Origin of the sequence: Streptomyces sp. NPDC001634, assembly GCF_040298185.1 — a bacterium.
In the GTDB taxonomy this organism is placed as follows: Bacteria; Actinomycetota; Actinomycetes; order Streptomycetales; family Streptomycetaceae; genus Streptomyces.
Window position 1 is genome coordinate 1 of sequence record NZ_JBEOZU010000049.1, and the last position, 14066, is coordinate 14066.

Sequence of the window (14066 nt, forward strand, 5' to 3'; positions counted from 1 at the left end):
CACGTGCCCGCACAGCGCGTTGAAGCAGGAAGCCCCCGGAAGGGTCAGACGACCCAGGCCGGAATCCCTGGACTTTAGGCCAGGGAGCACGTCAAAGCTCCCGACAGCCGAGACAGCCGTACGGCGAACCGCGGCATCCCCAGCGTCGGTCGTCTGGACGTGATGAGGCTGTGTCGACCCGGTCAACGCTGCTCGCAACAGCGAGCCAGGCCCCCTGGGACGTTCCCAGAGCCGCGGCTGTGCACTGGCGGGTCAGGACACGTCGCGGCGCATCGACGTGGCGACGGCGAGCACCGCGAAGACGAGCGTGTAGACGGCGAGAACGGCGCCGCCGCCCCACCGCGGCAGCAGGTCCCCCGTCGTCATGGCCTTGGCTCCGGCGCCGAGTGCCTGGCCGGCGTTGAACGGCAGCCAGCGGGCGAGGCTGCCGATCAGTTGGCCGACGATGCCTTCGACCAGGGCGACCCACGCCAACGCGACGGCGACCGCGCCGACGAGGCCCCGGATGAGCGCGCCGACTCCCACGCCGATGGCGGCGAACGCCGCGTTCCAGGCGATGCCGCCGCCGATCGTGGCCCACATCTGCGAGTCGGTCCACGCGAAGGACACGCCCTTGTCCGCCCACCAGGCCGCGGCGACGCCAAGGCCGACGAGGCTGCTCACCACTCCGGACACCGTGCCGAAGACCACGTGGACCAGGAGCTTCGCGCCGATGACGCGGCCGCGTGCGGGAGTGCTCAGATATGTGTCGGTGATCGTCTTGTGCCGGTACTCGCCGGCGACCGCAAGGATCCCGAAGACCAGCGTGAGGATCGAGGTCAGGCCCACATGCGCGAGCGCGCCGCTCTGCGCGGCCGTATCGAGCGCCTTTTTGCTGGAGACCACCAGACCGCTGACACCGGCGATCACGAGCAAGGGGGATCCCGCCAGGAGCAGCCATGGGCTGCGGACGGTACGCAGTTTCAGCACCTCGGTGCGGATCAGGATGTGCATGTCGTTCGTTCCTCGCGCTCAGGGGCGGGCGGACGCCGTGGCGGCGCCGGTCGCGGGGTCGGTGTCCGGGGCCGCTGTGAGTCGGAGGAACGCGCCTTCGAGCGTTTCCCCCTTCGCAGCGGTCAGCTCGGCAAGCGGGCCTGCGTGACGCAGCGTGCCGCCCGCCACGATGACCACGCGGTCCACGGTCTGGGCCACCTCGCTCAGCACATGGCTGGACATCAGTACCGTGCGGCCCTCCTCGGCCAGACCGCGCAGCAGATCCCGCAGGTCGGCCATGCCGGCAGGGTCCAGCCCGTTGGCGGGCTCGTCGAGGACGAGCACCTCCGGGTCGCCGAGCAGGGCCGCGGCCAGGCCCAGCCGCTGGCGCATACCGAGTGAGTAGCCGCCCACCCGGCGGTGTGCGGCATCGGCCAGAGCCACCCGGTCCAGCACCTTCTCGACCCGCGAGTCCGGGATGCCCCCGGCCTGGGCGAGGATCCGCAGGTGATCGCGGCCGCGTCGGCCGGGGTGGAACCCGGTTGCCTCCAGCACCGCACCGACAACCCGCCTCGGCTCCGTCAACGCGGCGTAGTGGCGGCCATCGATCAGGGCCCGGCCCGCGGTGGGCGTCACGAGCCCCAGGAGCATCCGCAGCGTGGTGGTCTTGCCGGCCCCGTTCGGGCCGAGGAACCCGGTCACCACTCCGGGCTCGACGTCGAAGGTCAGGTCGTCGACCGCGGTCACCGCGCCGTACCGCTTGGTCAGGCCGTCGATCGTGATGCCGCCGTTCATCGCGTCCGCCGGCGCGGGATCGGTGGAATGGTCGCGTGCATCGGGGTTCTTCCCTTCCCAAAGGCGTCAATGGCTCGCTCACGACGCCCGGCATCGGGCGCCGGCATCACCCTCCCGAGCCGGGCGCCGCGCGTCGTCGGGCGGGCACGGTAAGAGCGGCTACCGCGGACGCGGTGGTCATACGGCCGGCTACCGCGTCCGCGGTACGTCCGGCTGCCGCGCAGGGCCGACGGCGCTCCGCAGGCGGCCGCCTATCGTGAAGCCATGAGCGCCCTCGCCCACCTGCGTCAGGCCGCCCGCAGGCATGCGCACCTGGCGGACGCGGTGATCGCCCTGGCCGTTTTCGCCGCCACCGTGCTCACCGCGTTCGCGGGGCATTCTGCGGTGGTCGGGGGCCACCGCACCGTGGCGATCGTCGCCGCCGCGCTCGGCTGCGGGGTGCTGGCGGGGCGTCGGCGGCGCCCGCTGGTGGCACTGGCGGTCAGCGCGGGGGCCGCGGAGGTGTTCCTCGCCGAGAGCGGCAGCACCAGCGGTGTGCTGATCCTGCTGGCCCCGTTGATCGCCCTGTACACCGTCGCCGACCTGGTCGAACGCCGTCCCGGCCTGCTCCTGGGCTGTGGAGCGGTGGGCGCGCTCGCCCTCGTCCACGCCGTGCACAAGCCGGCGCTGCTGGGCCCGCAGAACCTGGCGTTCATGGCGCTCGGCGGCCTGGCGATCGCGGCCGGCGACTCCTCTCGCAACCGCCGTGCCTACCTCGCGGAGGTCGAGCGGCGCGCCGAACGCGCGGAACGGGAGCGCGAGCTGGACGCGCGGCGCCGGATCACCGAGGAGCGGCTGCGCATCGCCCGCGACCTGCACGACGCCGTGGGGCACCATCTCGCGCTCATCAGCGTGCAGTCCAACGTCGCCGGGCAGGCGCTCGACAGCGACACGGCGGCGGCGAGCGAGGCGCTCGCCCATGTGAAGTCCGCCAGCCGCAAGGCCCTGGGGGAGTTGCGCGACACCGTCAGTCTGCTACGACAGCCCGGAGACCCCGTCGCCCCCACCGTGATCCCCGCGCCCGGACTGGACGGCCTCGACGAGCTCCTTGCCTTGCTGCGCGCCTCCGGCCTGGGCATCGACTTCCGTGTCGACGGCACGGTGGTACCCCTGGCACCCGCCGCCGATCTCACCGCGTACCGCGTGATCCAGGAGTCACTGACCAACGTCTACAAGCACTCCAGCCGACGGCAGGCGCGCCTGACGCTGGGCTACGACCGGCACGAGCTGTGCATCACCGTCGACGACCTGGGAGGCGAGCGCACCCCCGGCGGGCGTACCCACGCCCCACGCCCGGTCCCGGCCGCTCGGCACGGCATCGTCGGCATGCGCGAACGAGTCCTCGCGCTCGGCGGGCACTTCACCGCCGGCCCGCGCCCGGGCGGAGCCTTCCAGGTGACCGCGTACCTGCCCTACCTGCCCCTCGACCTCGCCCCGGAGCCCGCGCCGTGACCATCCGAGTAGTCATCGCCGACGACCAGCCCCTGGTGCGCACCGGCTTCAAGGCGCTGATCGAGCCGGCACCGGACCTGGAGGTGGTCGGCGAGGCCGGTGACGGGCGCGAGGCTGTGCGACTGGCGAAGGCCGCCCGGGCTGATCTGGTCCTGATGGACATCCGGATGCCCGTCCTCGACGGCCTCGCGGCGACCCGCCTGATCACCGGGGACGAGGACCTCGCCGGGGTGAAGGTCCTGATCCTGACCACCTTCGAGATCGACGAGTACGTCTTCGAAGCACTGCGCGCCGGGGCCGGCGGCTTCCTGGGCAAGAGCGCCGACGCCGAGGAACTGCTCCAGGCGGTCCGCACGGTCAGCCGCGGCGACGCACTGCTGTCCCCCGCCGCGACCAAGACCCTCATCAGCCGCTTCCTCGCCGCCCCCGCCACGCCGCAGCCCCTGGACGATGCGGCCCGCCGCGGTCTTGAGGCGCTCACCGAGCGCGAACGCCAGATCACCACGCTCGTGGCGACCGGGCTGTCCAACGACGAGATCGCCGCGCAGCTCGTACTCAGCCCCGCCACCGTCAAGACCCACGTCAACCGCGCCATGGTCAAGGTCGGCGCCCGCGACCGCGCCCAACTCGTCGTCTTCGCCCACCGCAGCGGCCTGGCCGAATCGCTGTAGCGCGACTTCCCGATTTACCTGTAGTGATCGACGAACTCGGGGCCTTCGACCACCCCGGGACAGACACTCGACGAGGAGGTCCGCCTCCTCCAACTCCTCGTCATTTACACTTTCGCCGTCACACACCGTGAGGAATGATGTGAGCACCGTAAACGAAACCCTGCGCAGATCACGGCGCCCCCTTGTGATCAACGCAGCGCTGATCGTCACGTTCGTCGCGCAGTCAACTGCGCTCGTCGCCCACCAGATGCAGATCGACGACCTGCGGGCACAGCACATCGACCTCCAGGCACAGCAAGCCGCGCCCGGCCCCTCCGGCCCCACCGGTCCGCCCGGCCCCACCGGCCCGCGAGGCCTGGACGGCAACCCCGGGCGGCCCGGGAGACACGGCAGAGACGGCCGTAATACGAGGGGTCATAACGGAAGGAGAGGAATCGACGGCAAGAACGGCAGGAACGGCAAGAACGGGGTAAGCCCTGCCCCCGCGCCATCGCCGACAAAGACCGACTAGACCCAGCTCCTGACGGCCAACTTGCGCCATGGGTGGTCGAGTGGGCCGTGACCGGCTGTCAGGCAGTGGCGCCGGCTTGTGGAGTCCATGCGACGGAGCCGGCCTGCGGGGTCGAACCAGCGTCAGAGAGCGCGTAGCAGCCAGGTCAGTTCCAGCTCACGGGCGGTCAGTCCGGCTGCCTCGCGGAGCTGGTCGGCTTCGGCTCCGGGGGGCAGTTCGTCGGCGAGGGTGACGGCCGCCGCTGCCGTCTGCGGACGGGCGCCGAGGGATGCCCGCAGGTGGTAGGACCGACGCAGCTGGGCCGGTGGTCCGTGACACCGACCTGGACTACATGATCAAAGAGACGCAGCCCTGGACCGACATGATGCCCGACTACCACTGGCAGCAGGCCCGGTTCAGGGAGTACCACAACACCGGCAAGGGGGCCGGCGTCGGAGCGAACGCACCGAAGCTGACCGACGCCGAGGCCGCCGACTACACCGCCCAGAAGTACCTGGCCGGCACCGACGGCTGGAACCCTGTCCGCTGACCGCGGCCGAGGTGACAGGTACACAGCCCACCGGCAGCGCCCCCGTCCTCAAGGCGAGGTGAATCACGGCGGGGCCGGGACAGCACGACTGTCCCGGCTTCGCCGCTGGTTTGGACAGGGCCGACTGGCCTCGCGCCTTGGTGAGTGTGGGCATCCGGGGGTGACTCCGGACGCCGGCGACCTGGCCGCGATCGAGCAGGCCGTGTCCGTCGACGCCGACGGCCGAGAGCGACACCGGGCGGTGATCCTTCAGGGGGATACCGGCACCCTCTGGTACAGGACCTGAGCCCCTCACCGCCGAGCGCATCCTCGAAGCGGCTGAGGAGGTGCTGCGTCGCCACGGGCCCGCCAGGCCATGGTGGTCGACGAGGCCCGTGCGCTCGGGCCGGCGCGCGCTCAGGGGGTCTGCAGTGCGTCACGCCACGCGGGGCTGTCGAGGTAGTGGTTGTCGTAGTGTTCCGAGGAGTCGCGGATGTCCTGCACCGTGGCTTCGCCTTTGGCGACACGTTCCAGCAGCCGGTAGTAGTCGAATCGGGCCAGGCCCGGAGTGAAGAGGACCAGGATGTCGGCGTCCCGTCCCGAGGCGGGCGCAAAGGCGTGCGGCAGGCGAGGCGGGACCAGGAGGAGGTCACCCGGGCCCAGGGTGTGCACGTGTTTTCCGGCCAGGGCCCGCAGTGAGCCGCCGAGGACGAACAGCAGTTCGCTGGCGCGGGTGTGGAAGTGCGCGGGAGTTCCCGGTGAGCCCGACCGGAGCGTCGCGCGGTTCGCGGTCAGCGCGCCGTGCGTGGCGTCGGCGTCGGCCAGGAGGGTGATCAGGCTCGTGGGACCGTCGGCGAGGGTCTCGGCCTGTGGCACGGACCAGCAGAGCCGAAGGAGCGTGAGAGGACATATCGGTTCTCCTCGATCGAGAGGGTCGGATGGCTGCCTGTGTGGTGTCGCGCGTGTCTGCGCTTGTCCGTCAGCCCTGGTCAGGGCTCCATGCGCGGGTGCACAGGACAAGGCGATAGCCGTCGGGGTCCGTGACGGTGACGCCGTACTCGTCCCAGTAGGGGTTGTGCGCGGCCACCCGGGCGCCCCCGGCGGTGAGCAGGTGGTCCACCAGATCGTCGACGTTGGGGATGTCCAGGTAGAGGACGAAGAGGTCGTCGACGGTGGGGGTCGGGTCGAGTGGTTGCAGCGGGTCGTGGGTGAACTCGAAGTGCCAGGTGGTGCGGGCCAGGCCGACCATGAGCAGGTCGTGTTCGCCGGGAACGTGCCCGGTGGTACGCCACAGCACCTTCAGGCCGAGCCCTTGCACGTAGAAGCGCTCGACGTCGACGAGGCTGCGGGACGGCCGGGCGATGCGGATGCGGGTCTCCGCACCGACTGGGTGGAGGGCTCTCGGCGTCATGTCCGGTTCTCACCCTTCGAAGATGGCGGCGGGGTCGCCGGTGTACCACGCGTTGTCGATGCGGACGCGGCGCATGACCCAGCGTCGGCCTTCACGCACCAGGTCGACGTCGTAGAGGTTCTTCAGCAGGGCGTGAGTCCTGTGGTCGGCGGTGAGCAGGTGCTGGGCCTCCACCAGCGCGGTGAGGCGGGCGGTCTGGCCGTCCACGGCGATGCGGGTGTTCGTGACCTGATGGGTTGTGTCGACCCGGTCGGTGAACAGGCCGAGGATGGTGGTGACGATCGCGTCCCTGCCGGTCATCAGAGGCGGTACGGCACCCCACTTGGCGGCCGCGGGCCGGAAGTCCAGTGCGGCGTCGGGCGCGAAGGATGAAGCGAACAGCTCCTTGTCCTTCAGGTCCTGTCCGAGGGAGAACCGGTGGAGAGCGTCGGCGATCTCGACTCGGTCGCGCAGCTCCTGGATCACGGCGTCGGTATCGGCGGCTGCTGAGGAAAGGGCGTGGTCCTGCGTGACGTACATGCGGTTCCTCCTGTGCGGGGTGACTGGTGTTCTCCACCCTCTTGTGGACCACGGGGCCGATCAACGCGGATCTCTGCAACGATCGTGGAGCCAGGCTCAACGATCAGGGGAGGGCCGTCATGCTGGAGCGGCACGAGCTGGAGGCGTTCCTGACGCTCGCGGAGGAGCTGCACTTCGGTCGCACCGGCGAGCGGATGCGCGTATCGACCTCCCGGGTCAGCCAGACGATCGCGAAACTCGAGCGGCGTGTCGGTGCGCCGCTGTTCCGGCGAACGAGTCGCCGGGTGGAGCTGACCGCCATCGGGCGTCGGATGTACGACGACGTCCGGCCCGCCTGGGACCGGATCGAAGCCGCCTTCCAACGGGCGGTCGACTCCGGGCGGGGCGTCACCGGCACGCTGTGCGCCGGTTTCGTGGACGCGGCCGGCAGCCAACTCCTGGCAGAATCCGCGGAGTCGTTCCAGCGCCGGCATCCCGACTGCGAGGTCCGAATCCGCGAGGTGCCACCGGCCGACGGTGTGCCGTGGCTGCGCGGTGGGGAGGTGGAGATCCTGCTGGCTGCCCTTCCAGTACAGGAGCCTGACCTGGTCACGGGGCCCGCCCTGGTGAGCGAGCATCAGATGCTCGCCGTCCCCGCCGGACACCGACTGGCACGCCGGGATTCCGTGGCCGTGGAGGACCTCACCGGGGCCCCCTTGGTCCGGCTGCCGGGCACGATTGCCGGGCCCCCGCCGGACGTCGACGTACGCGGCTCATCGGCCGCCACCTTTCACGAGGCCCTGGCGCTCGTGGGCGCCGGGCGGGCCGTGCTCCTCGTCGGCGCCCATGCCAGGCGCTACCACCCGCGCCCTGACGTCGTCTATCTCCCTGTCCAGAACGCCCCCCTTCTGACATGGGGACTGGTCTGGCGTGCCGACGGCACCACCGCACGCGTCCGCGCCTTTGCCCAGGCCGCTCACGACCTGGTCCGCAGCACCGCGTGACGGCAGCACAGCGCCGGTCCCGACCTCCAGAGCAGCGAACGCCACGGTGCAGCTCGGCCTGAGCCGATCACTCACATCTCGTGCATCGGGCTAGGCGACAAGACCCCCCCCGGGTCTCTGACCTGGGGGTTTGTCATGGAGCGGGTGACGAGAACTCGCGCTCTCAGCTTGGGAAGCGACGGCGCTTGCGCGGGAACAGATGACCTGACCTGCGAATATGCAGCCGGAAGTGCGGCCTTGAGGCACAAAATTGTGTCCCTGGGGACCCTGGTTGTCCGCTCTGATGGGCACGCCCAGGGCACGAGGTCTGGACAGCGGGCCCCAAACGGGTGGGTGAAGGCTTCGGCCGACCTACGTCGAGGTGGTTCCCGTCCGAGGCGGACGCCGGATTGCGGACGCACAGGCCGGCCTGGACGGTTTGGCCGACGACAACCCCTGTAGCGCGGGCGGGACCGTCGAGGCCGTTTGACCGGCACTGGCCGATGGCGCGCAGCCAGGCACATGGTGGCGGGTTCGCCGGTGTGGAGTCCTTCCCGATGCTTGCCCGGGAGGCTCTGGGGCTGTCGGGTCAGAACGGGCCGTGGAGACTGCCCAGTCGGTCGGTCAGACGCAGGTTTTCGGAGTAGTCGACGGGGCAGGCGATCACGGAGACCGAGTTGTCGTCGAGAGCGCGGCGCAGTACGGGCAGCAGTTGGTCGGCCGAGTCGATCGCGTAGCCGCGTGCGCCGAAGCTTTCGGCGTAGGCGACCAGGTCCGGGTTGGTGAACCGAGTGTGGCTGTGGCGGCCGAGTTCGAGTTCCATCTTCCAGGTGATCAGGCCGTATTCCTCGTCCACCAGGACGAGGACGACCAGCGGGACGCGTTCCCGGAGGGCGGTCTCCAGTTCCTGGGAGTTCATCAGGAACGAGCCGTCGCCCATCACCGCCAGGACGCGTCGGTCCGGCCGGGCCAGCTTGGCGACGATGGCGCCGGGCAGCGCGAAGCCCATGGTGGACAGGCCGTTGGAGACCAGGCAGGTGTCCGGTTCGTAGGTCGGATAGAGGCGGGCCATCCACATCTTTCCGGCGCCGGTGTCGGCGAGCACGATGTCGTGGCGGTCCAGGGCTGTGCGGACATCACTCACCACGCGCTGCGGCACCAGGGGGAAAGCGTCGTTGTCACATCCGTACTGGAGTTCCTCGTCGAGGAGGGTACGGATCTTCTCGCTGCTTCCCGAGTCGTAGGTGAGTCCGTCGGGCAGCGCCGCCGAGAGTGCGTCCAGCGCCTGCGTGAGGTCACCTTCGACGCCGACCGTGACCGGGTAGTGGGCGTCGACCTCGGCGGGGAAGCGGTGCACGTGCACGATCCGCTTGTCGCCGTTCGGGTTGATCTTGACCGGGTCGAACTCCTGGATCTCGTAACCCACGCAGATCAGTGCGTCGGCCGAGTCGAAGCCGAAGTTGCCGTAGTCGTGGCGCATGAAGCCGACCGCGCCCAGAGCGTTCGGGTGGTCGTCGGGGAAGACGCCCTTGCCGTGGAACGTGGTCGCGACCGGGATGTTCAGCCGCTCGGCGAACCGTACAAGCGCGACCGAGGCCCCTGCCCTGGCGGCGCCGTGGCCTGCCAGCACGACGGGGTGCCGTGCGGCGGCGAGCACCTCGGCGGCCCGTGCGATCTGGGCGGGCGATGGCGCATCGGCGTGCGCCGTGTCGATCTGCAGGGGCGCCAGCGGCTCGGCGGGCCGCTCGGCTTCGATGTCCTCCGGCACCGCCAGGAACACAGCCCCGGGGCGCTCGCTCTGCGCGGTCTTGAACGCCTTGCGCGTCATCTCCGGCACCGCGTCCGGACACTCGATACGGGCTGCCCACTGGGTGACGGGAGCGAACATAGACACGAGGTCGATGACCTGGTGCGACTCCTTGTGGATACGGCGCAGGGACCCCTGGGCGGCCAGGGCCACCATCGGCGCGCTGTTGGTCGTCGCGTCTGCGGTGCCCAGCAGCAGATTGATCGCGCCCGGCCCCAGCGTGGCCGAGCAGACTCCGGCCCGGCCGGTCAGCCGCCCGTAGATCTCCGCCATGAACGAGGCGGCCTGTTCGTGGCGCACCAGCACGTACCGGATCCCGGAGCCGTTCAGCGCGTCGACGAAGCGGATGTTCTCCTCACCGGGGATCCCGAAGACGTACTCCACGCCCTCGGCCCGCAGACAACGCACCAACAGGTGCGCGACGTCATCCACAGCTGCGGTGTCCCGCGACCCGGTCGCGCCTTCGGTGCCCATGGGACGAACGTAGGCACACCCCGCCCGCCCCGGCCACTCATCGGCCGCCGGCCGGGGGGCCGGTAGTGGGTACCGGCCCGCGCCCGGGACCAAGCACCGCCGGGCCGTTCGGAGGCGTTACGTTCGCCTCGGCCGGTGTCCGCGTGAGCTGGCCGAAGCGCCTCCCCCCACCACTCACCCCAGCTCCCGAATGGAGGGACCCCGAAGCCGGGGTGGTGAGCTTCCGCGCGTACGCCGACAAGTGGGTCTTCATGGAGCGGGTGACGAGAATCGAACCCGCGCTCTCAGCTTGGGAAGCGACGGCGCTTGCGCGGGCATTTGGCCGTTGACCTGTTGTGGGCACGGCTTCGACCAACGGCGGGCGGAGCGGGTGTGTGAACGGGCTCCGCGCTTGGCTCGCTGGGATCGGATGTCTGGCTCGGGGAGCCTTCGCGAGTGCACACGCGGATGCACGGGTTACCTCCCGACCCTTGACGGGGGTAGTGGTCTCGGCCGCGAGGAGGCGGCTCGTCGTCGCGTGCAGGTGTTTGTGGCATGGGCGGCAGGCGCTGGAGACGGCGGTAGGTGCCGGACAGGGAGGTCTCCGCGGTCAGGAGTCCTCCGCTGGGACGTCGGCGGTTCGTGAGTCCTCTTGCCGCGGCAGCGCCCGGCGCGTGCGGACCGGAGAGAGGAAGACGGGCAGGAACGCCGCCGCCAGGAAGGCACCGCCCACCCAGAGGGTGGTGCGCACAGTTGTCAGTTCGCCGAGCAGACCCGCCACCGCGGCACCGACGGCGAGTGCGCCGGTGAGCAGGGAACGAAAGGTGGCGTTCATCCGGCCGAGGAGGTGGTCCGGCGTCATGTGCTGTCGCAGGCTGACGCCGAGTACGTTGTCCAAGCCGATCTTGAACATGGCAAGCAGCCAACCTGCCCCCGCCGCCCATAGCCAGGCGCCGCGGCCGATGAGCGGTACGAGCAGTCCCGCGGGCGCCAGGCAGAGGCCGGCGAGGCCGAGAGCGCGACCGTGGCCGAGGCGTGCGGCGACGGGGCGGGCCCAGCGGGCGCCGAGGAGGAGGCCGGCTCCGCCCGCTGCCCAGAAGAGGCCCAGTACGCCTGCGGGGTAGTGGAGTTGGCGTACGAACAGCACCGGGAGGATGGTGTTGACGATCTGGGTGCCCAGGTTGCTGAGGGCCGCGGTGACGGCGAGGGCCTTGAGCTCCCTGTTGCCGAGGACGTGTCGCAGTCCCTCCCCGATCTGCGCTCTCAACCGGGTGGGCCGACCCAGGGCCGGTGCCGGTGCCGGAGTGCGGTGGATGGCGGTGAGCCGTAGCGCGGAGGCCAGGTAGGCCGCCGCCGCGCAGGCCACGGCCACGGGCGCCGTGAGCAGTTGGACGAGCCCTCCGCCCGCGCCCCGTCCGGCGACGTTGCCGACGGCGATGAGGCTCACCACTGCGGCGTTCGCCCGTACGAGGCCGTCCCGGCCCACCAGTTGGGGCAGCACGCTCTGTGAGCCGACGTCGAAGAACACGGTGGCGCAGCCGCTCAGCAGGACGACTACGTAGAGGTGGCCGAGCGTGAGAGCGTCCAGCCACCAGGCAAGGGGGATCGAGGCGAACAGCGCCGCACGTGTCAGATCCGCGGCGATCAGCACTGCGCGATGGCGCATTCTGTCCACCCACGCTCCGGCGGGGAGGCCGATGAGCAGAAAGGCGACGGTGCTCAGCGCGGCGAGCGTGCCGACCTGGCCGGGATTGGCGTCGAGAGCGGACACGGCGATGAGCGGGACGGCGACGTAGGCAGTGTTGGTGCCGAACTGGCTGAGGGATGTCGCGGCGAACAGCGCCCGGAAATCGCGTGTGCGCCAAGGGGAGTCGGGCCGTATGGAATCTGTCGCCGATGAATGCGGGGCGTGCCGGGCCGGGCGGTGTCGCATCGCGCTCACTTCCTCACGGAGCCGAGCCCCGCCCTGTCCGCAGCGCGCGCGGGCGACGATGGGCGAGTCCGCCACCGCGTGGCCGCGACACCGGTAAGTACGACGGCCGCCCCCGCGATGACGCGCAGGCCGAGTTCCTCGTCGAGGACGATCGCCCCCAGCGCCACCGAGACAACTGGCAGGAGATACCCGATGGTGGCTGTGCTGGTCGCTCCCTCGTCCGCGATGAGCCGGTAGCTGAGATAGAACGTGAATCCGGTGCTGCAGATCCCGAGGACGGTCACGGCGAGTACGACCCGCGGCCCGAGGTCCACGTGTGCCGTGCCATCGGCCAGCAGGGCCGGCACGCCGAGTGCCGTGGCGGCGACGAGCTGGGCCGCCGAGAGAGCCAGCGGGGCGGTTCCCCGGCCGGTCAGCCGGCTTCCCATGTAGGCGAAGCCGACGGCGTAGCTCGCCGATGCCCCGAGCAGCGCGAGCGCGCCCCCGCTCAGCAGTCCGCTCGCCTCCCAGGGGGCGAAGATGACCAGCGTTCCGGCGAATCCGAGCAGCAGTCCGCCCAGGCGGACCGGATGCATTGTGCGCTCCGTGCCGATGAGGGTGCTGATCAGCACGGACCACAGCGGAGTCGTCGCGTGCAGCACACCGGCCAGCCCGGAGTCGACCGTCCGCTCGCCGATACCGAAGAGCAGGAACGGCAGGGCGTTGCAGAACAAGGCGGCCACCACGAGGTGCCCCCACGTTCCGCGGTCCCGCGGCAGACGCTGACGTGCGCCGCGGGCCAGGACGAGAAGGACGGCCGAGCCGAGGGCAGAGCGGACAAAGGCGATGTGGAAGGGCGTCAGTCCGCTGTCGAGGGCCAGCTTGATCCACAGAAACGCCGACCCCCACAGCAGTGCGAGTCCGCCCATACGTATCAGCGAGCCACGTCGGCCGTCGGTCACTCTGCGCCTCCCTCCCTGCGCCATCGGTCGGATTCGAATCTGCCGGGCCGAGTCACAACAGGACAAGCGAAAAGTTCTGCACGACCTTTAAGCTCGGCTACATGCTTGACGTGCGACGTATGCAGGTCCTCCGTGCGGTCGTCACCAGCGGATCGATCACCGCAGCGGCAACGAACCTGGGGTACACCCCGTCCGCGGTCAGCCAACAGGTGGCGGCGTTGGAGAAGCAGGCCGGGATCCCGCTGCTCGAACGAGTCGGCCGCGGTGTCCGGCCCACGGAAGCGGGCCAGTTGCTCAGCGACCATGCGGCCCTCATCAGCAGGCAGGTGGCCGACGCGGAGAGCGCACTGGCCGATCTGCGGGCCCGGGCCACGGGGCTGCTGTCGATCCGCTACTTCGCCACGGCGGGAGCCCCCCTCATGGCGCCCGCCCTTGCGCGATTCCGACAGGAACACCCCGGCATACGGGTCGACCTCAGGATGACCGACCCGCAGGACCCGCTGACCGAGGTGGCGGAGGGCCGGGCCGACCTTGCCCTGGTGGTCCAGCCATGCAACCGGCGCCGCGAAGGGGTTCACTTCGTCCATCTGCTCGACGACCCTTACCGCGCCGTCCTACCCACAGGACACCGGCTTGCCGCGAAACGGATGCTGGACCTGACCGATCTCGCCGACGAGCCGTGGGTCCGCAGCGACGGGCCCGGCCCCTGCCTGGACGCCGTGGTCGAGGGCTGCGCCGCGGCGGGCTTCAGCCCGAACTTCGTGGTGGAGAGCGAGGATTACGCCACGGCACAGGGATTCGTGGCTACCGGCCTCGGGATCAGCCTCATCCCCGCCATGGGGCTGGCGGGCCGCCACCCCGCCGTCGTCGTGCGCAAGGTGCGCAGGCCGGAACCGATCAGGGCCATTCACGCGGCGGTGCGGGATACATCGCTGGCCCGGCCCGCGCTCCGCGGACTGCTCACGGCACTCCGGAACGTGCCCATGGGGTGAACGCCGCACCTGTGACTTTGTATCCGAGAGCGGAAGTCGTGACGCCACCCAGGAACTTGCGGTTGCCTACCGGGCCCGGGGCCCTGACCGCTGAGGCGGT

The 14066-nt window shown here is 70.5% G+C and carries 15 protein-coding genes; 6 read left to right on the forward strand and 9 right to left on the reverse strand.

Annotated features, from left to right (window positions below; all coding sequences use genetic code 11):
- Positions 1 to 252: 252 nt before the first annotated feature.
- On the reverse strand, positions 253 to 993 hold the full coding sequence (locus tag ABT186_RS28495; protein WP_351231614.1) for an ABC transporter permease: 741 nt from the start codon (positions 991 to 993) through the stop codon (positions 253 to 255).
- Positions 994 to 1011: 18 nt separating this feature from the next.
- Entirely contained in the window at positions 1012 to 1767 is a 756-nt protein-coding gene (locus ABT186_RS28500) for an ABC transporter ATP-binding protein (RefSeq protein ID WP_351927460.1), read from the reverse strand.
- Between the two features lie 264 nt (positions 1768 to 2031).
- On the opposite strand from ABT186_RS28500, the gene ABT186_RS28505 reads away from it, so the two are divergent.
- Together ABT186_RS28505 and ABT186_RS28510 are read left to right on the forward strand one after the other, a co-directional pair.
- Positions 2032 to 3258, forward strand: coding sequence for a sensor histidine kinase (locus tag ABT186_RS28505; RefSeq protein ID WP_351927462.1), 1227 nt, complete (start codon positions 2032 to 2034; stop codon positions 3256 to 3258).
- Positions 3255 to 3929 (forward strand): response regulator transcription factor, encoded by a 675-nt coding sequence (locus ABT186_RS28510; protein ID WP_351927464.1) that lies wholly within the window; start codon positions 3255 to 3257, stop codon positions 3927 to 3929. The genes ABT186_RS28505 and ABT186_RS28510 overlap by 4 nt, the downstream gene beginning before the upstream one ends.
- Before the next feature lie 223 nt (positions 3930 to 4152).
- Here the strand turns inward: ABT186_RS28510 and ABT186_RS28515 are convergent, their stop codons facing one another.
- Positions 4153 to 4347, reverse strand: coding sequence for a hypothetical protein (locus ABT186_RS28515; protein ID WP_351231622.1), 195 nt, complete (start codon positions 4345 to 4347; stop codon positions 4153 to 4155).
- Positions 4348 to 4744: 397 nt separating this feature from the next.
- Here ABT186_RS28515 and ABT186_RS28520 point away from each other — a divergent pair, with 397 nt between their 5' ends.
- A complete protein-coding gene (locus ABT186_RS28520; RefSeq protein ID WP_351927466.1) occupies positions 4745 to 4969 on the forward strand; it encodes a pectinesterase in 225 nt (74 codons plus the stop codon).
- A gap of 160 nt (positions 4970 to 5129) precedes the next feature.
- Positions 5130 to 5255: a hypothetical protein gene (locus ABT186_RS28525; protein WP_351927468.1), complete on the forward strand. Its 126-nt coding sequence runs from the start codon at positions 5130 to 5132 to the stop codon at positions 5253 to 5255.
- Between the two features lie 110 nt (positions 5256 to 5365).
- Here the strand turns inward: ABT186_RS28525 and ABT186_RS28530 are convergent, their stop codons facing one another.
- From ABT186_RS28530 to ABT186_RS28540, 3 genes are all read right to left on the reverse strand, one after another.
- The gene (locus ABT186_RS28530; RefSeq protein ID WP_351927469.1) at positions 5366 to 5824 is read right to left on the reverse strand and encodes a cupin domain-containing protein; all 459 of its coding nucleotides are present in this window, start codon (positions 5822 to 5824) and stop codon (positions 5366 to 5368) included.
- Positions 5825 to 5927: 103 nt separating this feature from the next.
- Entirely contained in the window at positions 5928 to 6359 is a 432-nt protein-coding gene (locus tag ABT186_RS28535; protein WP_351927471.1) for a VOC family protein, read from the reverse strand.
- Positions 6360 to 6368: 9 nt separating this feature from the next.
- Positions 6369 to 6878 carry a nuclear transport factor 2 family protein gene (locus tag ABT186_RS28540; RefSeq protein WP_351231628.1) on the reverse strand — a complete coding sequence of 170 codons (510 nt, stop codon included), beginning with the start codon at positions 6876 to 6878 and terminating at the stop codon, positions 6369 to 6371.
- 119 nt (positions 6879 to 6997) lie between these two features.
- Here ABT186_RS28540 and ABT186_RS28545 point away from each other — a divergent pair, with 119 nt between their 5' ends.
- On the forward strand, positions 6998 to 7861 hold the full coding sequence (locus ABT186_RS28545) for a LysR family transcriptional regulator (RefSeq protein WP_351231630.1): 864 nt from the start codon (positions 6998 to 7000) through the stop codon (positions 7859 to 7861).
- A gap of 568 nt (positions 7862 to 8429) precedes the next feature.
- Here the strand turns inward: ABT186_RS28545 and ABT186_RS28550 are convergent.
- From ABT186_RS28550 to ABT186_RS28560, 3 genes are all read right to left on the reverse strand, one after another.
- Entirely contained in the window at positions 8430 to 10121 is a 1692-nt protein-coding gene (locus tag ABT186_RS28550; protein ID WP_351927473.1) for an acetolactate synthase large subunit, read from the reverse strand.
- 589 nt (positions 10122 to 10710) lie between these two features.
- The gene (locus ABT186_RS28555) at positions 10711 to 12033 is read right to left on the reverse strand and encodes an MFS transporter (protein WP_502973350.1); all 1323 of its coding nucleotides are present in this window, start codon (positions 12031 to 12033) and stop codon (positions 10711 to 10713) included.
- Positions 12034 to 12038: 5 nt separating this feature from the next.
- On the reverse strand, positions 12039 to 12941 hold the full coding sequence (locus tag ABT186_RS28560) for a DMT family transporter (protein WP_351927533.1): 903 nt from the start codon (positions 12939 to 12941) through the stop codon (positions 12039 to 12041).
- 134 nt (positions 12942 to 13075) lie between these two features.
- Between ABT186_RS28560 and ABT186_RS28565 the strand changes: the two genes are divergently transcribed.
- Positions 13076 to 13966: a LysR family transcriptional regulator gene (locus ABT186_RS28565; protein ID WP_351231634.1), complete on the forward strand. Its 891-nt coding sequence runs from the start codon at positions 13076 to 13078 to the stop codon at positions 13964 to 13966.
- The last annotated feature ends 100 nt before the right edge of the window (positions 13967 to 14066 follow it).